At 69.8% G+C, this 21,198-nt stretch carries 22 protein-coding genes; 12 read left to right on the top strand and 10 right to left on the bottom strand.

The features are described from left to right. Window positions 1–114: 114 nt before the first annotated feature. Both AZOLI_RS16780 and AZOLI_RS16785 read left to right on the top strand, forming a co-directional pair. Window positions 115–1,587 (top strand): aldehyde dehydrogenase family protein, encoded by a 1,473-nt coding sequence (locus AZOLI_RS16780; RefSeq protein ID WP_081505969.1) that lies wholly within the window; start codon window positions 115–117, stop codon window positions 1,585–1,587. A 30-nt stretch (window positions 1,588–1,617) separates the two neighbouring features. Further along, window positions 1,618–2,079 (top strand): membrane protein, encoded by a 462-nt coding sequence (locus tag AZOLI_RS16785; RefSeq protein WP_014188358.1) that lies wholly within the window; start codon window positions 1,618–1,620, stop codon window positions 2,077–2,079. A gap of 13 nt (window positions 2,080–2,092) precedes the next feature. Here AZOLI_RS16785 and AZOLI_RS16790 read toward each other — a convergent pair whose 3' ends face one another. Next, window positions 2,093–3,274: an acetyl-CoA C-acyltransferase family protein gene (locus AZOLI_RS16790; protein ID WP_014188359.1), complete on the bottom strand. Its 1,182-nt coding sequence runs from the start codon at window positions 3,272–3,274 to the stop codon at window positions 2,093–2,095. Window positions 3,275–3,306: 32 nt separating this feature from the next. After that, complete coding sequence (locus AZOLI_RS16795; protein WP_014188360.1) at window positions 3,307–4,122, bottom strand: enoyl-CoA hydratase/isomerase family protein; 816 nt, start codon at window positions 4,120–4,122, stop codon at window positions 3,307–3,309. Between the two features lie 250 nt (window positions 4,123–4,372). Here AZOLI_RS16795 and AZOLI_RS16800 point away from each other — a divergent pair, with 250 nt between their 5' ends. Beyond that, window positions 4,373–5,620: an MFS transporter gene (locus AZOLI_RS16800; RefSeq protein WP_014188361.1), complete on the top strand. Its 1,248-nt coding sequence runs from the start codon at window positions 4,373–4,375 to the stop codon at window positions 5,618–5,620. A gap of 10 nt (window positions 5,621–5,630) precedes the next feature. Here the strand turns inward: AZOLI_RS16800 and AZOLI_RS16805 are convergent, their stop codons facing one another. Then, a complete protein-coding gene (locus AZOLI_RS16805) occupies window positions 5,631–5,912 on the bottom strand; it encodes a GNAT family N-acetyltransferase (RefSeq protein ID WP_014188362.1) in 282 nt (93 codons plus the stop codon). A gap of 53 nt (window positions 5,913–5,965) precedes the next feature. Next, window positions 5,966–6,751, bottom strand: a complete 786-nt coding sequence (locus tag AZOLI_RS16810) for an SDR family oxidoreductase (RefSeq protein WP_014188363.1) — start codon at window positions 6,749–6,751, stop codon at window positions 5,966–5,968. Window positions 6,752–7,070: 319 nt separating this feature from the next. On the opposite strand from AZOLI_RS16810, the gene AZOLI_RS16815 reads away from it, so the two are divergent. Then, window positions 7,071–7,265, top strand: a complete 195-nt coding sequence (locus tag AZOLI_RS16815; protein ID WP_014188364.1) for a hypothetical protein — start codon at window positions 7,071–7,073, stop codon at window positions 7,263–7,265. 200 nt (window positions 7,266–7,465) lie between these two features. Then, a complete protein-coding gene (locus tag AZOLI_RS16820) occupies window positions 7,466–7,810 on the top strand; it encodes a hypothetical protein (RefSeq protein WP_014188365.1) in 345 nt (114 codons plus the stop codon). Between the two features lie 39 nt (window positions 7,811–7,849). Here AZOLI_RS16820 and AZOLI_RS16825 read toward each other — a convergent pair whose 3' ends face one another. The 6 genes from AZOLI_RS16825 to AZOLI_RS16850 are packed head-to-tail and all read right to left on the bottom strand — an operon-like array spanning window position 7,850 to window position 13,415. Further along, window positions 7,850–8,659 (bottom strand): quinoprotein dehydrogenase-associated SoxYZ-like carrier, encoded by an 810-nt coding sequence (locus AZOLI_RS16825; protein WP_014188366.1) that lies wholly within the window; start codon window positions 8,657–8,659, stop codon window positions 7,850–7,852. Window positions 8,660–8,685: 26 nt separating this feature from the next. Continuing rightward, a complete protein-coding gene (locus AZOLI_RS16830) occupies window positions 8,686–9,600 on the bottom strand; it encodes a quinoprotein relay system zinc metallohydrolase 2 (protein WP_014188367.1) in 915 nt (304 codons plus the stop codon). Then, window positions 9,585–10,481, bottom strand: a complete 897-nt coding sequence (locus tag AZOLI_RS16835) for a triphosphoribosyl-dephospho-CoA synthase (protein WP_014188368.1) — start codon at window positions 10,479–10,481, stop codon at window positions 9,585–9,587. Before AZOLI_RS16835 ends, AZOLI_RS16830 begins: the two co-directional genes overlap by 16 nt. Before the next feature lie 5 nt (window positions 10,482–10,486). Further along, on the bottom strand, window positions 10,487–11,452 hold the full coding sequence (gene mch / locus AZOLI_RS16840) for a methenyltetrahydromethanopterin cyclohydrolase (protein WP_014188369.1): 966 nt from the start codon (window positions 11,450–11,452) through the stop codon (window positions 10,487–10,489). Next, window positions 11,452–12,369 carry an NAD(P)-dependent methylenetetrahydromethanopterin dehydrogenase gene (locus tag AZOLI_RS16845; RefSeq protein ID WP_014188370.1) on the bottom strand — a complete coding sequence of 306 codons (918 nt, stop codon included), beginning with the start codon at window positions 12,367–12,369 and terminating at the stop codon, window positions 11,452–11,454. The genes mch and AZOLI_RS16845 overlap by 1 nt, the downstream gene beginning before the upstream one ends. 29 nt (window positions 12,370–12,398) lie before the next feature. Beyond that, a complete protein-coding gene (locus tag AZOLI_RS16850; protein WP_014188371.1) occupies window positions 12,399–13,415 on the bottom strand; it encodes a beta-ribofuranosylaminobenzene 5'-phosphate synthase family protein in 1,017 nt (338 codons plus the stop codon). 340 nt (window positions 13,416–13,755) lie between these two features. Here AZOLI_RS16850 and AZOLI_RS16855 point away from each other — a divergent pair, with 340 nt between their 5' ends. The 7 genes from AZOLI_RS16855 (at window position 13,756) to AZOLI_RS16885 (ending at window position 21,107) form a co-directional block, all read left to right on the top strand. Beyond that, the gene (locus AZOLI_RS16855) at window positions 13,756–15,024 is read left to right on the top strand and encodes a formylmethanofuran dehydrogenase subunit B (protein ID WP_014188372.1); all 1,269 of its coding nucleotides are present in this window, start codon (window positions 13,756–13,758) and stop codon (window positions 15,022–15,024) included. Continuing rightward, complete coding sequence (locus AZOLI_RS16860) at window positions 15,018–16,685, top strand: formylmethanofuran dehydrogenase subunit A (RefSeq protein WP_014188373.1); 1,668 nt, start codon at window positions 15,018–15,020, stop codon at window positions 16,683–16,685. The genes AZOLI_RS16855 and AZOLI_RS16860 overlap by 7 nt, the downstream gene beginning before the upstream one ends. Beyond that, the gene (gene fhcD / locus AZOLI_RS16865) at window positions 16,685–17,596 is read left to right on the top strand and encodes a formylmethanofuran--tetrahydromethanopterin N-formyltransferase (RefSeq protein WP_014188374.1); all 912 of its coding nucleotides are present in this window, start codon (window positions 16,685–16,687) and stop codon (window positions 17,594–17,596) included. Before AZOLI_RS16860 ends, fhcD begins: the two co-directional genes overlap by 1 nt. Further along, window positions 17,593–18,348, top strand: coding sequence for a formylmethanofuran dehydrogenase subunit C (locus AZOLI_RS16870; RefSeq protein ID WP_014188375.1), 756 nt, complete (start codon window positions 17,593–17,595; stop codon window positions 18,346–18,348). The genes fhcD and AZOLI_RS16870 overlap by 4 nt, the downstream gene beginning before the upstream one ends. 97 nt (window positions 18,349–18,445) lie before the next feature. Next, entirely contained in the window at window positions 18,446–19,585 is a 1,140-nt protein-coding gene (locus AZOLI_RS16875; protein WP_244442571.1) for an ABC transporter substrate-binding protein, read from the top strand. Window positions 19,586–19,601: 16 nt separating this feature from the next. Next, complete coding sequence (locus tag AZOLI_RS16880; RefSeq protein WP_014188377.1) at window positions 19,602–20,573, top strand: PQQ-dependent catabolism-associated beta-propeller protein; 972 nt, start codon at window positions 19,602–19,604, stop codon at window positions 20,571–20,573. Between the two features lie 105 nt (window positions 20,574–20,678). Further along, the gene (locus AZOLI_RS16885; protein ID WP_162488242.1) at window positions 20,679–21,107 is read left to right on the top strand and encodes a hypothetical protein; all 429 of its coding nucleotides are present in this window, start codon (window positions 20,679–20,681) and stop codon (window positions 21,105–21,107) included. Window positions 21,108–21,198: the final 91 nt, after the last annotated feature.

Here is a 21,198-nt window from a genome sequence, read left to right on the forward strand (position 1 = left end):
GGATGCCAATCCGCCCGGTCCTGCACCGATGATCACGACTTGTCGTTCCATCCGCTTGCCAAACGCTCCTGCGCTGCCGACTTTTGTCGTGACGGTTACGAAGCTAAGTCGGAAATGGATCACAACAACATCCCCACCTCTCTAGTCGTAACCCCTTTGTCTTATGAGGCGATTTCACCATCGCCTGAAGTCAGGGAGCGATGGTCCTCCACCGATATTTCATCGCGACTTACGGTCATTCACGGAATTCGCCGCAGGATTGCGGCGAATGCCGAGGACCTCGTGCAGGCATTGGCGACACGTCCGGGCCGGACAGTGGCTGAGAGCGTGAGCGCCGAACTCCTGCCGCTGGCCGAGGCCTGCCGCTTCTTGGAACGCGAGGCGCCCCGGCTGCTGGCTCCCCGGCGCCTTGGGCGGCGCGGCCGGCCGGTCTGGCTGTTCGGGGTGGAGGCAGAGGTGCGGCGCGAGCCCTTCGGGACGGTCCTGGTCGTCGGGCCGTCCAACTACCCGCTGCTGCTGCCGGGGGTGCAAGCGGTGCAGGCGCTCGCCGCCGGCAATGCCGTGCTGGTCAAGCCGGCGCCGGGATGCCGCGCGCCGATGGACATTCTGGCGGGCTTGCTGGCGGAATGCGGCCTGCCCGATGGGCTGTTCCGGGTTCTGGACGAGTCTGCCGACGCGGTCGGCGATGCCATCGAGGCCGGAATCGACAAGCTGGTTCTGACCGGATCGGCCGGCACCGGCCGGGCGGTGGCGGAACGGCTCGCCCGCCATCTGGTGCCCTCGACCATGGAGCTGTCGGGCAACGATGCCGTCTTCGTTCTGCCGGGCGCCGATATGGAGAGCCTCGCCCGCGCCCTGGCTTTCGGCCTGCGGCTGAACGGCTCCGCCACCTGCATCGCGCCGCGACGGGTCTTCGTGCCGCGCGGCATGGCGGCGGGGCTGGAAAAGGCGCTGGGGCGCCATGCCGCATCCATCCCGCCGGCATCGGTTCCGGCACCGACCATGCGCCGGCTCGCCGTCCTCGCGCGGGACGCGGTGGCACAAGGCGCCCATGCGCTTTCCGGACTGCCGGAGGAGGAGGGGGCATCGATGGCGCCGCTGATCCTGGCGAACGCAAAGCCGGACATGGCGCTGCTGCGCGAGGAGCTGTTCGCCCCCGTCCTGTCGCTGGTCCCGGTGCGCGACATGGACGAGGCGCTGGCCGGCGCGGCGCTCAGCCCCTACGCGCTGGGTGCCTCGGTCTTCGGACCGGAGACGGAAGCGCGGGCGCTGGCCCTGCGGCTGGATGCCGGAACGGTGACGATCAACGACCTGATCGTGCCCACCGCCGACCCGCGTCTGCCCTTCGGCGGCCGCCATGCCAGCGGCTGGGGCGTCACCCGCGGGGCGGAAGGATTGCTGGAGATGACGCAGGTGAAGGCCGTCTGCGTCCGCACCGGCCGGCAGCGCCCGCATTTCGACCCTCCGCGCGACGGCGACGAGGCGCTGATGCTGGCGGCGCTGCGCCTGCTCCATGGCGGACCCGGCACCCGCACCGGGGCCATACGGCGGCTGGTCCAGGCGGTGAGACGCCGCCTTAAGTCATAACCAACAACAATCCGATGGACCGCCCTGCCGATGCTTGCCCTGATCCTCGCCTTTCTGATCGGCGCCGTCGCCGGTTCGCGCACCCTGATCGCCCCGGCGGCGGTCAGCTGGGCCGCCTATGCCGGCTGGCTGGACCTGTCCGGCAGCTGGCTGTTCTTCCTGGGGCACCCGGTTTCGCCCTGGGTCTTCACCGCGATGGCGGTGGTTGAGCTGATCGTCGACACGCTGCCCACCACACCCAGCCGCAAGCTGCCCTTCCCCTTCGCCAGCCGCATCGCCGGCGGGGCCATAGCGGGTTCCGCCATCGGTGCCGATGCGGGATTCTGGATCGGCGGACTGGTCGCCGGCGGCATCGGAGCGGTTGCCGGGACGCTTGTCGGCTATACGGCACGGATGCGCATGGCCGCCGCCTTCGGCCGCGACCGCCCGGCCGCCCTGCTGGAGGATGCCGTCGCGCTGGCCGCCGCCGTCCTGATCGTGGCGGCGGCCTGACGGCAAAGCCTCCTTACACCCGCTCGAACACCGCGGCGATGCCCTGGCCGCCGCCGATGCACATGGTGACCAGGGCGTAGCGGCCGCCGATGCGGTGCAGCTCGTGGATGGCCTTGACCGTGATGATGGCGCCGGTCGCCCCCACCGGATGGCCGAGCGAGATGCCGGAGCCGTTCGGGTTCACCTTGGCCGGGTCGAAGTCCAGTTCGCGGATCACGGCGCAGGCCTGGGCGGCGAAGGCCTCGTTGGATTCGATCACGTCCATGTCGGCGACCGACAGGCCGGTGCGCTCCAGCACCTTGCGGGTCGCCGGGACCGGGCCGATGCCCATGTAGTCGGGCTCGACGCCGGCATGGGCGTAGCCGACCAGACGGGCCAGCGGCTTCAGACCCAGCGCCTGGGCGCGGCGGGCGTCGGCCAGCACCACGGCGGCGGCACCGTCGTTGAGGCCGGAGGCGTTTCCGGCGGTGACCGACCCGTCCTTCTTGAAGACGGGCTTCATCTTCGCCAGCCCCTCCGCGGTCACGTCGCCGCGGACATGCTCGTCGGTGTCGAAGACGATGGTGCCCTTGCGCGACGGGATCTCGACCGGGATGATCTGGTCCTTGAATCGGCCCTCGGCGATGGCGCGGGCGGCACGGCGCTGGCTTTCCGCCGACAGGGCGTCCTGCGCCTCGCGGTCGATGCCGTAGCGGGCGGCGACATTCTCGGCGGTGACGCCCATGTGAATCTTCTGCCACGGGTCGTGCAGGATGCCGTTCATGTAGTCGACCAGCGCCCCGTCGCCGAGACGGGTGCCCCAGCGGGCGCTGGGAACGAAATAGGGGCCGCGGCTCATCGATTCCGCACCGCCGCCGATGGCGATCTCGCAGTCGCCGAGCGCGATGGCCTGCGCCGCCGAGACGATGGCCTGCAGGCCCGAGCCGCAGAGCCGGTTGACGTTGAAGGCCGGCACCTCGATCGGAATGCCGGCGTCGATGGCGGCGACGCGGCTGAGATAGGCGTCGTTGGTCTCGGTCGGGATGACGTTGCCCATCACCACATGGCCGATGCTGTCCGCCGCGGCGCCGGAGCGCTGCAGCGCCGCCTTGACGGCGACGGTGGCGAGCTGGGTCAGCGGCACATCCTTCAGCGTGCCGCCAAATCCGCCGATGGCGGTGCGGGCGGCGCCGACGATGACGATGTCGTTCTGCATGGTTGGGTCCACTTCTCGGGCGGAGGGAAGGGTCAGCGGCCGGTGAAGTCCGGCCGGCGCTTGGCGGTGAAGGCGGCGATGCCCTCGCGGAAATCGGCGGTTTCGGCGGTGGAAAGGAAGCGGTCGCGCTCGGCGTCCAGCTGCCCGTCCAGCGTCCGGTCGAAGGATTGCCTCATCAGGTGGCGGATGCCGGCATAGGCGACGGTCGGCCCGGCGGCGAGCCGCTCGGCCAGCTTCGCCGTCTCCGCCGCCAGATCGGCGGCCGGCACCACCCGGTTGACCAGCCCGATGCGCAGAGCCTCGGCGGCGTCGATCACGTCCGACAGCATCGCCAGCTCCATGGCGCGGCGCAGCCCGACCAGACGCGGCAGATGGAAGCTGCCCGACCCGTCCGGCGTGGCGCCGATGCGGGCATAGGCCATGGTGAATTTGGCGTCGTCTGCGGCGATGCAGAGATCCGCGGCGGTGGCAAGGCTCATGCCCGCGCCCGCCACCGGCCCATGCACCGAGGCCAGCACCGGCACGTCCAGCCGGTCGAGGATGCGCGCCGCCTCGTGCAGGTGGGCGATGATGGCGCCGGCCACGGCAGGGGCGGCGGCGGGATCGTCGTTGAAGCGGCCGACATCGCCGCCGGCCATGAAGCCGCGGCCGTTGCCGGCGATGACCAGCACGCGGGTCGGCCCCTGCCCGCCTTCATCAGCCCCCTCATCCGCCACACTGCGGCAGGCGTCCAGCAGGGCGGCGGCGGTCGGCTCGTCCAGCGCGTTCAGCACGGCGGGGCGGTTCAGCCGGATCCAGGACACGGCCCCCTCGCGGGTGAGAAGGACCGGCGGGGCGGTGTCGGACATGATGGCATCTCCCGGATGTCTACCTGAAGGAAGGTATGTTACCGGACGGTATGCTCTGTCAACGGTCAGGTTGCCCCAATGGTAAACCAGCCTATCGACGCGGCGGACCAAATCCGGGACTTGGCTGTTGGACATCAGGCCAGGGCAGCGGCCCTAGTCAGAAAACGCAGATGTGGAGTCCCGTCATGCACCATCGCCTCCCCACCGGTTTACCGGCCACCATGCGCTGACGACGGACGGGAGGTATGGCATGACATCGGTTGCGCGTTCGGTCGCCTCGCTTCTGCTCGGCGTGGCTTTCCTGATGCTGGGGAACGGCGTCCTGTCCACCCTGATCGGGCTGCGGCTGTCGGCGACGGAGTCCGGCCCGACCGCGGTCGGGCTGATCACGGCGGCCTTCTATGCCGGGCTGACGCTGGGGTCGCTCTACGCCCACCGCGTCATCGCCCGCGTCGGCCATATCCGGTCCTTCTCCGCCTTCGCCTCCATCGTTTCGGTGGCGGCGCTGGCCCATGCGCTGTTCGTCGACGTGCCGCTCTGGGCCTTGCTGCGGCTGGTGCAGGGCTTCTGCATGGCCGGCCTCTACATGTGCATCGAAAGCTGGCTGAACGGCACCGCGACGAACGAAAGCCGCGGGCAGATGCTGTCGGCCTATATGGTGACTCTGTACGGCGCTTCCGGCATCGGACAGCAGCTGTTGCGGCTGGACGACGAGGCCGGGGTCCGGATCTTCATGATCGTGTCGATCCTGATGTCGCTGGCCCTGGTGCCGGTTGCCCTGACGCGGACCACGCCGCCGCAATTGCCGAACGTCTCCTCCTTCGGTGTCCGGCGGCTCTACCGGAGTTCGCCGCTGGGGGTGGCCGGCGTCTTCATCAGCGGGGCGATCACCGGGTCGATCTATGGGCTGGCCCCGGTGTTCGGCGCGGCTTCCAGCTTCGGGGTGTCGGGAACGGCGCTGTTCATGTCGGCGCTGATCCTGGGCGGCATGGCCCTGCAATGGCCGCTCGGCAAGCTGTCGGACCGGTTCGACCGGCGCACCGTGATCATCGGCCTGTCGGCCGCGTTGTCGCTGACCAGCTTCGGCATGATCGCCGCCGCTGGGCTGGACCAGCCGCTGGCCCTGATGCTGGTCGCGCCGCTGTTCGGCGGGCTGTCCTTCACGCTCTATCCGATCTGCCTCGCCCACACCAACGACCATGTGCGGCGGGAGGATCTGGTGTCGGCCAGCGGTGGCCTGATCCTCGCCAACTCCATCGGCGCCATCGTCGGGCCGCCGCTGGCATCGGCGATGATGTCCGCCGGCGGGCCGCAGGGGCTGTTCGCCTTCATCGCCGGCGGTGCGCTCTGTGCCACGCTGTATGGCCTTTGGCGCACCCGCGTCCGCCCGCCCCTGCCGGCAGAGGCGCAGGCGGCCTTCCGCCCCCTGCCCCAGACCACGCCGACGGTCGGCCCACTGGACCCGCTCGGCCCCCTGAAGCCGCCACTGCCGCAATAGAGGATCCAACCTACTCCACGAGGTCGGCGTAGTCGGGATGGCGCTCGATGTAGGCCTCGATGAAGGAGCAGAGCGGCAGCGCCTTCTTTCCCTGGGCGCGGACATCCTCCAGGGCGCCCTTCGCCAAGGCCGACCCGACACCCTTGCCGGACATGCTTTCCGGCACGTGGGTGTGGGTGAAGACGATCTTGCCATCCCGCAGCTCGTACTCCGCCACCGCGGTGGCGCCGTCGATGGTCAGCTCGTACCGGCTGAGCTGTTCGTTGTTCCGCACGGTTTCAGTCACGCTCATGGGAGTTCCGCCTTTTCCGACCGGTCGTTCGATGACCAACGAATGCCCGAACCTCAGCCGACCATCAAGGATTCCGCCCCGTCGATCCACACCGGCGTGCCGCTGATGTGCTTGGCCCGGTCCGACGCCAGGAACAGGGCGAGCTCCGCCACGTCGAAGCTGTCGCCGGATTTCCCGTCGGTCAAGGGCACCTTGCCCTCGGGATACTCGATCGGCACCCGCAGGGAGTCGAGGTTGCGGGGCTGGGTGTTGTCGGGAATTTCCGTATCGATGATGCCGGGGCAGATGGCGTTGACGCGGATGCGGTCCTTCGCCAGTTCCAGCGCCAGCATCTTCACCATCGCGACCTGGGCCGCCTTGCTGCAGGAATAGGCGGTGGCGCCCGTGTTGCTGAACACCCGCGTGCCGTTGATCGACGCCGTGACGATCACCGACCCGCCGCCCGCCTTCTTCAGATGCGGAACGGCATGGTGCAGCGTCAGGTAGGTGCCGCGCAGATTGGTGTCGATGGTGCGGTCCCATTCCTCCGGCGTCAGCTCGTCGATGGCCGCCCAGACGCCGTTGATGCCGGCATTGGCGAAGACGATGTCGATCCGCCCGTATTCCGCCGCCAGCCGGTCCACCGCCTGCCGCATCGCCGCGTCGTCGCCGACATCGGCGGTCAGCGCCAGCGCCTTGCCGCCCGCCGCGGTGATCTCCTCGGCGGTCTTGCGGATTTCGTCCTCGGTGCGGCTCAGCACCCCGACGCTGGCCCCGGCCCTGGCGAACAGCACCGCCGACGCCTTGCCGATCCCCGACCCGGCGCCGGTGACCAGCGCGACCTTCCCCGACAACTCCATGACCTTCGGCTCCAACAAAGACAATGAGACGGGAAAGCCAACCATGCGTCCGGCGGTTCGGTTCCCGTCTTTCGCCCCCGTGTCATGAAGTCGATGCGGTTCTGGTCAGGACGGGGCTGCGGTGCCTGGGAAGCGCGAACGGTCGCTGAATCGAGACATAGGGCGCGGTCCCAATGTTCATGCACACATGCGATGTCATACATCAGAGGTCTTGACTCGGACGCTCTGCTTGTTGTGCACTGCAACATAACCATGAAATGAGCCCGAACGGCGGAGGTCAAACGGGGTCGCCCGCAACATTCCTGACTCTGGAGATGTCATGATCGAGTTGCTTTTCGTGGTCTGCCTCGTGTCCAGCCCCGACAGCTGCACCGTCGAACGCCCCTCGTTCCAGGAGCCCTTCGCCAACGTGATGGCCTGTTCGCGCAACGGCATGTTCCGGGCCGCCGAATGGGCGGAACAGCACCCGAAATACACCGTCCGCCGTTGGAAGTGCGAACCGCGTCAGGTCTGACCCAGCGGACGCCCGCCGTTCCGGACGTTGCCCCCTCGGCGCCCTCACTCTCCCTCGCGTCCACTCCGAAGGAGGCCCCACTCCTTTGGGGTGGACGAGTTCAATCCGTATCGATGATGGTTATATAGGGAAATCATCGTGGATGGACGGTCGCGGCTTTCCGGCGGCGATCCATGGGCAAGAGGGGGAGAATTCCGGGCATGCCAATTCGCATCGTGCTTGTCCTCGCGGCAATCTTCCTCGGGACGGCTCCCGCTGCCGCCGGTCCGGCCAACGACTACCCCACGGCGGCGCGGGCCGATTACGTGATCGCCTGCATGGCGGCGAACGGCCAGTCGCACATCGTCATGGAGAAATGCGCCTGCAGCATCGACGCCATCGCCGACCGCATCACCTATGACGACTACACCGCCATTGAAACGGTGAAGGTGATGGCCGACCTGCCGGGCGAACGGGCGGGGATCTTCCGCAGTTCCGGCTGGGCCAAGGACCTGATGGACCGCTTCCGCCAGGCCCAGGTCGCCGCCGACCGCCAGTGCTTCTAAAATAAGTGCTTCTGAGGCGCGCCGCCTTGTGGTTCGCCCTCATCCGCCCCCGGCAACCAACGGCACCGTCCGGCTGAAGGTGGCGCCCTTGGTGTCCTGGGCGGTCACCTCCAGGCTGCCGCCCTCGACGGGGATGAAGCTGAAGCGCAGGTTCGGGTCCTCGCTGATCGAGATGTCGGTGTCCGCCTCCAGGACCGTCTGTCCGCCGACACCGATGGCGATGGACTGGATGTAATGGGCGGGGATGTAGGTGCGGCTGATCTGATCGAACTGCAGGCCGCTGGCGTTGGGATGGCCGATCATCAGTTGCGCCTCGGCCGGGCTGCCCGTGCCGACCGTCTCCGGCAGCTTCACCTTGATGCGGCCAAGCCGCGCCATCGCCTCCTGCGGGTCCTTGAGGGCCGGCGCGGAACAGCCGCCGGCCGCCTTGACGAAGACCCGCGTCATCAGCAGGCGCCCGTCCTGCGTTTCGCCCACGGCACGAAGGTTGGTGTATTCGTTGACGCGCAGGCGGGTCTCGATGCTGCTGCCGGCGCTGGCCGGGCCATAGCGGAAGGTGGCCGCCAGCGGCACCGGGTTCTTGTCGACCAGCAGCGACAGCGACTTCAGGCGAAGGGTGGGATCGACCTCCACCCGCACCGGCACCAGCGCCGCGTCATGGGCGCGCTCCGGGGCGTCGATCCGCATGAGGTCGCCGGCCTCCTCGACCGGACGGTCCTTGAAATACATGTCGCGCAGCAGGTCCCAGCGCGCGGCATCCTCCGCCGCATCGCCGGCGGCAAGCGCCGGCATGGACAGCACCATCAGGAACCCGGCAAGACTCAGCTTCAGCATCGGGCATCCGGTCATCGCGTCCTCCCTCCCGTATCGCGCTCCTATTCCCATTCCAACTCGGCGAAGGTCGCCGTCACGTTGCGCGGATTGTACACATCGAACAACAGCCAGCGGTCCCGTTCATCCTCCGCCACATGGGCGACGGCCTCCTGAATGCTGCCGCCGGTCTTCAGCACCCGCCGCACCCCCTCCACCAGCGTGGTGAGGTAGCGCCGCTGGGGATCCAGCGCACCCGGCCAATCGACGGACGGCGGACCATGGCCCGGAACGGCGCGCACCGCCGGAATGCGCTCCAGCGCGTCGATCACGCGCAGCCAGCCCACCGCGCTGCCGTCCACCGCAGGCAGATGGTCGAGAAACAGCAGGTCGCCGGTGAACAGCGTCCCGGTCTGCCGGTCGAAGACGGTCAGGTCGTTGTTGGTGTGCGCCGTCGGATGGGCGGTCAGGACGATGATGCGGTCGCCGAGGTCGATCCGCAACTCCCCCGCCACCGGGCGGTCCACCCGCACCGGCGCGATCCCGGCAGCGGCCTCCGCGCCCAGCTCGTCGGCCAGCCGGCGCCGGTAGACCTCGATGCGGGCGGCCAGCGCGTCGCGCAGGTTGGCATGGCCGACGACCGGAACCCCGTCGAAGGCGGCGTTTCCGAACAGATGGTCCGGGTGCATGTGGGTGTTGATGACGACGACCGGCGGCGTGTCGGTCCGGGCGGCGATGGTCTCGCGCAGGCGCCGGCCCAGCTCCGGCGTGCCGCCGGTGTCGATCACCGCCACGCCGCTGCCGCCGACGATGAAGCCGATGTTGGCGGTGTCGCCGCGATTGTCCGGCGCCGGTTCGGCTATGGCGCCCTGATGGACGAAGATGCCGGGCGCGATCTCCGTCACGGCGAGCGGCTCCGCCCATGCGGGTGCAGCGGTGACGACGGACACCATCGCGGCCAGGATCAGGCGCACGCCCATGCCACCCTCCCACTTGGGGTCTCCCGTCCGCCCCCCGTCCGGTCTCTGTCCTCCAGGCAATGGGCGAAGAGGCTGGCGACGGTGAGGTCGGCGGAGGTGCCGGGGTTGATGCCCTGCCATTTCAGCCTTGCGTCGAAGGCGAACAGGTGGTCGTGCCGGACGGCATCGGACGATACCGCCGCCAGTTGCCGGCGCACCTCCTGCGCCTCGGCCATCAGGCCCGCCGCCACCGCCTCCCCCTGCTTGCGCAGGACGTGGCTGTCGGGGAAGGCGGTCAGGAACTCCAGATAGACCGCTTCGGCCATCGATACGGCATCCTTGCCAACATCCTTGCCAGTGAGCGCCCGCGCACGGGCAACGCCGATCCCGAACACGTCGCGGTAGCCATCGGCATATTGGGCGGCGATGCGGTCGCGCGACTGTGCCGCGGCCATCGCGGTACGCAGATCCACCGTCGCAGGCCCGGCGACGTCATGCTCCGCCGCGCGGCCCAGCCCGCCGGGTGACGCAAGGCGGATCGCCTCAAAGGCGGCTTCGGCATCCTCCACGCTCAGCTCCTCCAGCACGGCACAAACCCTGTCGTGGAGCGGACGGGACGGCGGCATCTCCGCGGCACGGGCCAGCGGGGCGGTCAGAAGCAGGATGCCGAGGTTGGTGTTGCAGTTCACCGCCGCCCGCGTCGCCCGCACCGCCCGCAGGATCCGCTCCCCCACCGCTGCGCCCGGCCGTGCGATCTCCGGCGCCGCAACGTCCGCCGACAGCAGGAAGTCCGCCACCGTCATGCCGTGGCCGGCGGCATGCACATGGACGTTCCCGGGCTTCAGCGCCATCACCTCCGCCCGGCAGACAGCCATGAACAGCTCCGCGACGCCGGGACCCATCCCCGTCACCCCGCGAAGGACCGGTCGAGCATGCCCGACGCAAGATGCCCGCCGTGAAAGCTGCGGCCGGAGTCCAGCGCCGTCACCACAGCGCGGGCCGGCGCGAACAGCAGCGGGTCGATGGCGTAGAAATCCTTGTTCACCGCCGCGAACACCTCGGCGAAGGGGCGCCCATAGTCGCGCGATTCCGTGCTCGGCAGGCGCTTCGCCAGATCGGCCGCGTCGTCGTCCGGCCCGTCGACCAGCAGATGGACGGTGCCGCCGAACAGGATGGCGTCGTTGGTCCGCCCCATCGCCTCGACGAAGCCCTTGCCCGGCGGCGGCAGCGGTGCGACGCCGATGCCGTCGACGACGTCGTGCAGCGGGAAGCCCAGCGCATGCACCTTGTGCAGCGCGACCTCCAGCACGCGGGCGACGATCTGGACGGTGCCGGCGAGGCTCGCCGTCGGCGTCAGCACCAGGGTCAGCCGCTCCGGCGCCACCCCGCAATCGGCGGCGATCCGCTCCACCAGCGGGGCCGGCGGGACGGTGCCGCTTTCCAGAACCAGCACCGCATGGTCGCCGCTGTCGCTGTAGCCCAGTTCGTCGAACAGCGTCTCCTTGCGGGCCATGGCGCGTCCGGGGCCGGAGCCGAGCGCGAAGAAGGACCCGGCTTCGTCCTTATGCGTCAGGCTCCACCCCGCATATTGGCTGCCCAGGCAGGCGAGCACCGGGTCGGTGCTGTGCACCGCCACCTGGAAGGGCCAGCGGTCGGACTGGGTGTCGGCCTGCAGCGTCACCCGGCCGAGGCCGCCCATGCACAGCTCGGCGATGCGGCGTCCGGCCTCCAGCCCACCGGGTCGGGCAATGCCGCCATCGATGATCGTCGCACCGGCAACGCGGTCGATGCCGATCCGCAATTGCGCCGCATCGGCGACCAGTGCGGCGGCGAGCGGGGCGGAGAGTGCCGACAGGCTGGGGCGATCCTGCATCACGATGCCTTTCCGGCGATGGTCCGCGCCGCGTCCATGGCGTCCTGGAAATCGAAGGCGACGGCGGTGCCGCCGGTCTGCATCCGCTCCAGCAGATGATGCTGGACCTTGAACTTGACGTTGCCGATGGCGAGCGCGCCGATGCCGACGGCGCCCGATGCAGCGCCGGATGCGGTCGGCAAGGCAACCCCGTCGTCCTGCACGCCGACGCCCTCCACCCCGGCCGGCGGGACGGCGTTGATGTCGGCCGCCACCCGCAGGCGCTTGGCCGCACGCAGGTCCTCGGCGGACAGCACCGTGATCCCGGCCTTGCCGCAGGCCAGCACCACCTCCGCCCGCTCCAGCAGAGCCGCCTTGCCGGCGCTCGCCGTGTCGGCGCAGGACAGCGTCACTCCATAGCGGCGCCCGAACTCCTCCGCCTTGCCCTGTACGGCCGACACGCCGCGGTGGCTGACCAGGGTGACGTTGCCGCCGGCCTGGGCGGCGATCAGCCCGGCGATGCCGCCGACCACGCCGGTCGCACCATAGACCTGGACGTCCAGCCCGGTGAGACCGTCGAGCCCGGCCCGCCGCAGGGCACGCTCCACCACCGCGACCATGGCGGCGGCGGTGGTGAAGGCGCCGGAGGGGTCGGCGAAGACCGAGATCTGGAAGGGCGGGAACATCGCCTTGCGGGCCACGTCCAGCATGTCCAGCGCCATCGCCGCATCGCGCCCGCCGATGAACAGGCCGGTGCGCGCCGCGTTCTTCGGGTCGCGGGAGAACATGGCATCCTGGGTCAGGGCTTCGACCTGCGCGGTCTCGATGCCGGTGTAGGGAACCACCATGTCGATGCCGGCATCCATCGCCATGTTGACGTCGAACGGGCTGACATTCGCCAGCGGCGTGATCATGTGCAGCACGTAAGGGGCGCTCATGCCTGCCTCCCTTCTGTTGTTCACCTCTGCTATTCGCCCGCCGCCCGCCGGGCCGCAGGCACGAAGCCCGTCCCGGCGTTCAAATTCTCCACCGTCGCGCCGACGTTCCGGCCACGGCAGACCATGACCTCCAGCGGCGATCCGGCCCAGCGGCCGCGCATCTCGTCGGCCAGCCGCTCCGCCGATGCGGCATCGCCGACGATGGCGAAGCCGGTCGGCCCCCAGGAGCTCTGGCCGACGCCGGCGACCCCCTGAGCCTCCAGCCATACCAGCACCTCCGCCACCAGCGGGCTGGTGAAGCGTCCGCCCTGCGCCGGGGCGAAATGGTCGCCGACGGTGCGCTGAAGCTCGCCGACGGCCCGGCCGAACGCCTCCACGTCCCGCTCCGCAAGGGCCGGGAGTGCCACCATCAGCATCAACCGGCAGAGATGGGCCGCGGCATCCGGCGGAAAGGGCGGCAGGCGCCGGAAGGCCTCTACCTCCGGCGCGCCGTGCAGTCCGTGCCCGCCGCGGTGGAGCAGCAGCAGGATGCGCCAGTCCTCGGGAAACTCGGCCCGCGCGATCAGCGGGGGCGCCGCATCCAGCCCGCCCCGGCCGCCGTCCAGCAGCACGCCGCCCTGCTCGAAGGCTGCCAGCCCGATGCCGGACCGCGCCCCCCGTTCCAGCGCGCGGGCGAGATCGCGGGCGGCGGTGCGGCGCCCCTCCAGGCAGACCAGCGCCGCCGCGACGGCAAGGTCCGTCTGGGTGCCGGAGCCAAGCCCGACATGCGCCGGGATCGCCTCCTCCACCGTCACCGCGACCCTATCGGAAAGCCCGGCCTGCCGGCCCAGCCGTTCGATGCTGCGCCGGACACGCTCGGCGGACGGGCCGTCGACGGTCAGCCGGTCGGCCGGGCGGATGCGCAGGGTGATCGCCGGCCGGTCGATGGCGATGCCCAGGCTGCCGAAACGGCGCCCAAGCCCGCCATTGAGGTCGACGAAGCCGGCATGCAGGCGCGCGGGCGCATGGACCCGCACCTCCCCTATCCGATTGCGCTGGTGGCTCATCTGCATTCCCTTTGCGCGGGTCCCGACACAATGTTAGCGTTGCAAACAAGATTTTCCGTAGCGCGAACGAATATCCGCGCGGATTAACCCGAACGGGGTACGGATTTCCGGGGAGGAAACTGGTCATGAACGGACCCAACGGCATGTCCGGGGCCGACCATGTCCAAACATCGGGGCTTCCATACCGGGGCCGATGCTTGGGCGGTCGCCGGCGAAGACGACGGCTCATTTGAAATCAACCGCATAGGCCGCCAGCAATAGTACCTGCGGCCTATGCGGTCGACTGCGCATCCGGGTCCATTCTCCCCGGTTCATTCTCCGCTCAGGCGATTGGGGGGCCATGACCTTCCACCCCGAAATCCTCTGTCCGTTCTGCGGCCTGGGATGCGGCGACATCGGGATCGATCGGGACGATTCCGGCATCGCCCCCCGGCCCAGCGGCTGCCCGCAGGCCGACCGTCTGTTCCGCCGGCCGATGGCGGTGGCGACGGACGCCCGCATGGCCGGCACCCCCGTCGCCATGGATCAAGCCATCGCCGAGGCGGCGCGGCTGCTCGGCGCCGCGCGTGCGCCGCTGATCGCCGGATTGGCCACCGATGTCGAGGGCGTGCTCGCCGCATTGACGCTCGCCGCACGCATCGGGGCGACGGTGGACCATGAGCGGTCCGACGCCCTGTTCCGCAACCTCGCGGTCCTGCGGCGCTTCGGCTGGTCGGTCACCACGCTGGCGGAGCTGCGCAACCGCTGCGACCTCGTCCTGGTCGTCGGGCCGGATCCGGCCGCCGCCTTCCCGCGCCTGTGGGAACGCTGGGTGGCACCGGCACCGGCCTTCGTCCCTGGCGGCGGCCGGAGCGCCGTCTTCCTGGGCGGGAAACCGCTGCCCGAGACCGTGCAATGCCTTGCCGGCCAGATCGAAACGCAGGGCATGGAGGCCGACCCGCAGCCGGACCTCGCCACCCTGGTTACGAGACTGAGGACCGCACTGGCGGGCCGGACGGCGTCGAGCGATGCCCGGATGGCGGAACTGGCGGCCCGGCTGCGGGCCGCGCGCTATGCGGTGGTGGTGTGGGCGGCGGGGCTGTTCGACGGACCGCAGCCGGACCTGATCGTCGAGGGGCTGGCCCGGCTGGTCCGCACCGTCGACGGCACGACGCGCTGCGCCGGCCTGCCGCTGTCGGGTGCCGACAACCTGATCGGCGCCAACCAGGCCTGCACCTGGCGAACCGGCTTTCCCCTGCGCACCGGCTTCGACGCAGGCGCGCCCGTCCATGATCCCGACAGGTTCGACTGGCGGACACGCCTGCGCGATGCCGACGTGACGCTGTGGATCTCCGCCTTTCGGCCCGAAGTGCCGGAGTTCGGCACCAGCGGCAGCGTCATCATGCTGGCGCCGCCGGAGACGGCCATCACGCCCGAACCGGCGCTGTTCATCCCGGTGGGGACGCCGGGCATCGACCATGCCGGCGACGTGTTCCGCGCCGACAGCGTGGTGGCTCTGCATGCCGGCGCGCTGATCGACCGCGGCCTGCCCAGCGTCGCCGACGTGATCGGCCGGATGCTGGCGGCGCTGGAGCAAACCGCCGATACCAGGGAGAAGGCCGGATGCTGACGAAGCTTGCCGGCGGGCAGCTGTTCGACCCGGCCAACGGCCGGCATGGCGAGGTCGCCGACCTCTGGCTGCGCGACGACCGCATCGCCGCCGATCCGGGACCGGGTGCTGCGCCCGACGCCACCTATGACCTGACCGGAAAGGTGGTGATGGCCGGCGCCATCGACATCCACAGCCACATCGCCGGCGGCAAGGTCAACCTCGCCCGCCTGCTGATGGGGGAGGAGCACGAACACCACCGCTTCGCCGGCAGCGCCTGCGGTTGCGGCGGGGGAAGCGGCCTCGCCACCCCCTCCACCCACACGACCGGCGCCCGCTATATCGAGATGGGCTTCACCGCCGCCTTCGAGCCGGCGATGCTGGGCTCCAACGCCCGGCATGCGCATATGGAGATGGGCGACATCCCCTATATCGACACCGGCGGCTATCTGGTTCTGGGCAGCGACGATTTCCTGCTGGACCTGATCGCCACCAATGCCGGGCAGGCCGCGATCGACGACTATGTCGCCTGGATGCTGACGGCGACCCAGAGCCTTGCCGTCAAGGTGGTCAATCCCGGCGGCATCAACGCCTTCAAGTTCAACGCCCGCAGCCTCGACCTGGACGAGCCCGGACCCTATTACGGCGTCACCCCGCGCAGCGTCCTGACCGTGCTGGCCCGCGCGGTGTACGAGCTGGGACTGCCCCACCCGCTGCATGTCCATGGCTGCAACCTGGGCGTTCCCGGTAACGTCGCCACGACGCTGGACACCATCCAGGCGGCGTCCGGCCTGCCGATGCACATGACGCACATCCAGTTCCACAGCTACGACACGGAGGGCGACCGCAAATTCTCCTCCGGCGCCGCGGCGCTGGCGGAGGCGGTGAACCGGACCCCGACCCTGTCGGTGGACATCGGGCAGGTGATGTTCGGGCAGACGGTGACCGCGTCGGCCGACACCATGGCGCAGCGCCACACCGCGCCGCTGGCCCATCCGCGCAAATGGCTGGCGATGGACATCGAATGCGATGCCGGCTGCGGCGTGGTGCCGTTCCGCTACCGCGACAACTCCTATGTCAACGCGCTGCAATGGGCGATCGGGCTGGAGCTGTTCCTGCTGCTGGACGATCCCTGGCGGGTGTTCCTGACCACCGACCACCCCAACGGCGCGCCCTTCACCTTCTATCCCGAGTTGATCCGGCTGCTGATGGACCGCGATTACCGGCTGGCGAAGCTGGCGGAAATCCATCCCGACGCGCCGGCCCACACCACGCTGGGCTCGATCACCCGCGAATACACGCTGGCGGAGATCGCCGTCATGACCCGTGCAGCGCCGTCGCGCATCCTCGGCCTTGCCGACCGTGGCCATCTGGCGCCCGGCGCCTCGGCCGACGTCACCGTCTACACCGACCGGCCCGACCGCCGCGCCATGTTCGAACGGCCGGATCTGGTCTTCAAGAGCGGACGGCTGGTGGTGCGCGACGGCACGCTGGTGGCGATGGCCCAGGGCTGCACCCATGTCGTCCGCCCCGGCTTCGACGACCTGATCGAGCGCCGCATCGCCCGCCATTTCGACGAGCGCCTCGGCCTGTCCCTCAAGCATTTCCGCATCCGCGACGAGGAGATCCGCCACGGCGCCGGCCCCGTCCTCCACCCCTGCCGGCGGCGGGAGGTGCCGTGATGGCGGAGTTGCAGATCAACGGCGTGCGCATCGAGGACACCTTCGCCGAAGCCTTTCCGATGACCTACACGCGGCTGGTCATCACCGCCGACACGCCAGCCTGGGTCGATGCGGCGACCTCCAGCCTGACCGGCTTCGCCACATCCGTCATCGGCTGCGGCTGCGAAGCGGCGGTGGAACGGCTGCTGACACCGGAGGAGACGCCGGACAGCCGGCCGGGCGCCGCGGTGATGATCTTCGGCATGTCGACCGGCGACCTTGCAAAGCATGTCGTCAACCGGGTCGGGCAATGCGTCATGACCTCGCCGGGCTCGGCCTGCTATGCCGGACTTCTCGACGGTGCCAAGCGCATCCTGCTCGGCGGCGGCCTGCGCTATTTCGGCGACGGGCACCAGATCGCCAAGAAGTTCGGCGACCGCCGATTCTGGCGCCTGCCGGTGATGGATGGGGAGTTCGTCTGCGAGGACAGCGTTGCCGTGGGCAAGGGCATCGGCGGCGGCAATTTCCTGATCCTGGCCGCCAGCCACCGCCAGTGCCTTGCCGCGGCAGAGGCGGCGGTCGCGGCGATCCGGCCGCTGCCCGGCATCATCCTGCCCTTCCCCGGCGGGGTGGTGCGCTCCGGCTCCAAGGTCGGGTCGAAATACAAGGCGCTGATCGCCTCCACCAACACCCGCTTCTGCCCGACCTTGCGGGCGGTCGAACCCGAAACCCTGCTGACTCCCGATGTCGAGGCGGTGCTGGAGCTGGTGCTGGACGGCACCGACGAAACTGCCATCCGCGCCGGCATGCGCGCCGGGATCGCCGCAGCCGTTGCCGGCGGGACGGCGGCCGGCGTGCTGGCGATCACCGCCGGGAATTACGGCGGCAAGCTCGGACCGCATCACTTCCATCTGCACGAGGTGATGGCATGAGCGGCCTGTCCCTGACCTATCGCGGCGGCGCCGGCATGATGGTGGACATGTCCGCGCTGCTGCCGGAGCGGCTGGCCGGGCTGACGACTGACGCCATCGCAGGGATGCCGCTTCCCAGCGGCGGCGGGTCGGCGAGGCTCGGCGACCTGTTCGAGCTGTCGGCCGGTGATGCGGCGGAGGGACTGCTGATCCGGCCGGGCGGCGCCATCCTGCACCGGGTCGGCGCCGGCATGACGATGGGCCGCATCCTGGTCGCGGGCGATGCCGGCAACCATGCCGGTGCCGGCATGGCCGGCGGCCTCCTGCGGATCGACGGCAGTGCCGGCGACAGCCTGGGCGGGGTGCTGCCCGGCCTGCCGTTGGGAATGCGCGGCGGGCTGATCAGCGTCGGCGGCGATGCCGGAGACCGGGCGGCCGAGCGGATGCGGCGCGGAATCGTCGTCGTCGACGGCCGGGCCGGCGCCTATGCCGCCGCCTTCATGGTCGCCGGCACGCTCGCCGTCGGGGGAGGCTGCGGTCCCCATCCGGGCTTCGGCATGCGGCGCGGCACCCTGCTGCTGGGCCGGCCGGCGAGCGCGGCGCCCGATGGCTTCGCCGACGGCGGCACGCGGGACTGGCTGTTCCTGCACCTGCTGCGCCGAGCGCTGGAGGGCACCGGAAGCTGGTTCGAGCGCGCGGGCAGCACCCGCGCCCACCGTTTCATCGGCGATCTTGCGGAAGGAGGAAGAGGTGAGATTCTGGCCGTTGTCTAGGCGACGCTCCGACTTATCGAAGGCCATAGGACGAAGGCGCCTCATCGCCGCGCTGCCGCTTGCCGGGATTCTGCTTCTGTCGCCCGCGGCGGCGGCATTGGCCCAGGATGCCGGCGGGCAGTCGATTCTGATCGGCTATCTTGGACGGCAGGAGGATCCGCGCACGCCGGCCAGTTTCCTCGAACCGGTGGCGACCGACGAGGGGCTCCAGGGCGCCCGGCTGGCTTTGGCCGACAACAACTCCACCGGAATGTTCCTGAACCAGAGCTTCCGGCTGGTGGAGCAGGTGCTGCCCCCCGACGGCGACATCGCCGCCGGGCTGAAGGCGCTGGCGGATGAAGGCGTGCGCTTCGTCGTCGCCGATCTGCCGGGCGATGCGCTGCTCGCCGTCGCCGACCGGCCGGAAGCGCGGTCGATGCTGCTGTTCAACGCCCGCGCGCCCGACGATGCGCTGCGCAACGAGCAGTGCCGGGCCAACATCCTGCACACCGCCGCCAGCCGGCGCATGCTGGCCGACGCGCTGGCGCAGTATCTCGCCTGGAAGAAATGGACGGGCTGGAGCCTGCTGACCGGCCGCGATCCCGGCGACGCGCTCTATGCCGACGCGGTGCGCCGCGCCGCCAAGCGCTTCGGCGGCCGGATCGTCGCCGAGAAGGGTTGGACCTTCGACACCGGCAACCGCCGCACCGACACCGGCGTCACCACCATCCAGTCCGACATCCCGCTCGCCACCCAGGGGCCGGACTACGACGTGCTGGTCGTCGCCGACGAGGCGGGGAATTTCGGCGACTACCTCGACGGGCGCACCTGGCATCCCCGGCCGGTGGCCGGCACCCAGGGCCTGACCGCCACCGCCTGGTCGCGGGTGAACGAGCAGTGGGGCGGCACCCAGCTGCAAAGCCGGTTCGAGAAGCTGGCCGACCGCTGGATGCTGCCGCGCGACTACGCCGCCTGGCTGGCGGTGCGCAGCGTGGGAGAGGCGGCGACCCGCACCGGCGCCGCCGGCTTCGACGACCTCGTCGCCTATCTGCACAGCGCCGACTTCGAACTGGCCGGCTTCAAGGGCGAAGCCCTGTCCTTCCGCAAATGGGACGGCCAGATGCGGCAACCCATCCTGATCGCCGGGCCGCGCATGCTGGTCTCGGTGTCGCCCCAGGAGGGTTTCCTGCACCCCGTGACGCCCCTCGATACGCTCGGCGACGACGCGCCGGAAAGCAAATGCCATTTCAACCGATGAAGAGGCGGACCACCCCATGCGTTCCTTACTGTGCACCATGCTGTTCCTCGCCGCCCCGGTCCTGATCGCCGAGCCGGTGCTGGCCGAAACCATTTTCGTATCCAACGAAAAGGACAACCAGATCGCCGTGGTCGACGGCGACAGCCTGCAGATCACCAACAAGATCAAGGTCGGCCGCCGGCCGCGCGGCATCACGCTGAGCGGCGACGGGACGCAGCTCTATGTCTGCGCCGGCGACGACAACCGTGTCGATGTGGTGGACATCGCCAGCGGCAAGGTGGTCCATTCCTTGCCCTCCGGCCCCGATCCGGAGCTGTTCGTCCTCTCCCCCGACGGCAACCGGCTGTATGTCGCCAACGAGGACGACAACATGGTGACCATCATCGACATCCCCAGCCGCAAGGCGGTCGGCAACATCCAGGTCGGGGTGGAGCCGGAAGGCATGGGGATCAGCCCCGACGGCAAGATCCTGGTCAACACCTCCGAAACCACCAACATGGCGCATTTCATCGACACCGAGAAACGCGCCGTCGTCGGCAACGTTCTGGTCGACAGCCGGCCGCGCGTCGCCCAGTTCAGCGGCGACGGCAAGCATGTCTGGGTGTCCAGCGAGATCGGCGGCACGGTCAGCGTCATCGACGCTGCCACCCGCAAGGTGGTGAAGAAGATCCGCTTCGAGGTCACCGGCGTCCGGCGCGAGGCGATCCAGGCGGTCGGCATCCAGATGACCCGCGACGGCAAGCGCGCCTTCGTGGCGCTCGGCCCCGCCAACCGGATCGCCGAGATCGACACCGAGAACTTCGAGGTGAAGCGCTACTTCCTGGTCGGCCAGCGCGTCTGGAACCTCGCCTTCTCGCCGGACGAAAAGCGGCTCTACACCACGAACGGCATCAGCAACGACCTTTCGGTGATCGACCTGGAGCGCAACAAGGTCATCAAGAGCATCCCCGTCGGTGGCGCCCCCTGGGGGGTCGTGGTCAAGCCGTGACAGGTAACGGTATCACGGAACCCGCGGCCGCAGCGCATGGTTGAGGGGAAGGGCCGGGTGCGGCGGCGGCTGTCGGCGACGGCCCGGCCCCAGGGAGGTGTAATCATGACGATGAAGCTCTCCAGCGGCCGTGCCCTGGCCTGTGCGGCCGTAATCGGTGCCGGCATACTCGGAGTGGCGGCCGTGGCCCCGCCGGCTTTTGCCCAATCCACCACCGGCACAGAGACACAGAACGCCCCGGCGGCGACCGGCGGACAATTGCCGTCGGAGTCCCTGCCCGGCCAGCGCCAGGGCGCCATCGGCGGCGCTCCGGTGCCACAGGGCAGTTCCGGCACGTCGAACGGTTCTGGAAACAGTTCCGGCAGCGGTTCCGCCACCGGCTCGACCCCCGGGGGCGGCAGTGCGGCGCCGACCGGGCAGCTGCCCGACACGTCGCTCCAGCAGCAGCGGCAGGGCACCATCGGCGGCGACCCGGTGACGCAGGGCGGCTCCGGCGGAACGGCCGGATCGACCGACAAGCAAGGACAGCAGTGACGCCATCCCGCGGCCCGATCGCAGCCGCTGCCGCAAAGATGGGGTAACGACCACCGAACGGTCATGCCTTCCCGGTCGATACCGGTGCGGC

The organism is Azospirillum lipoferum 4B (genome assembly GCF_000283655.1).
GTDB lineage: Bacteria > Pseudomonadota > Alphaproteobacteria > Azospirillales > Azospirillaceae > Azospirillum > Azospirillum lipoferum_C.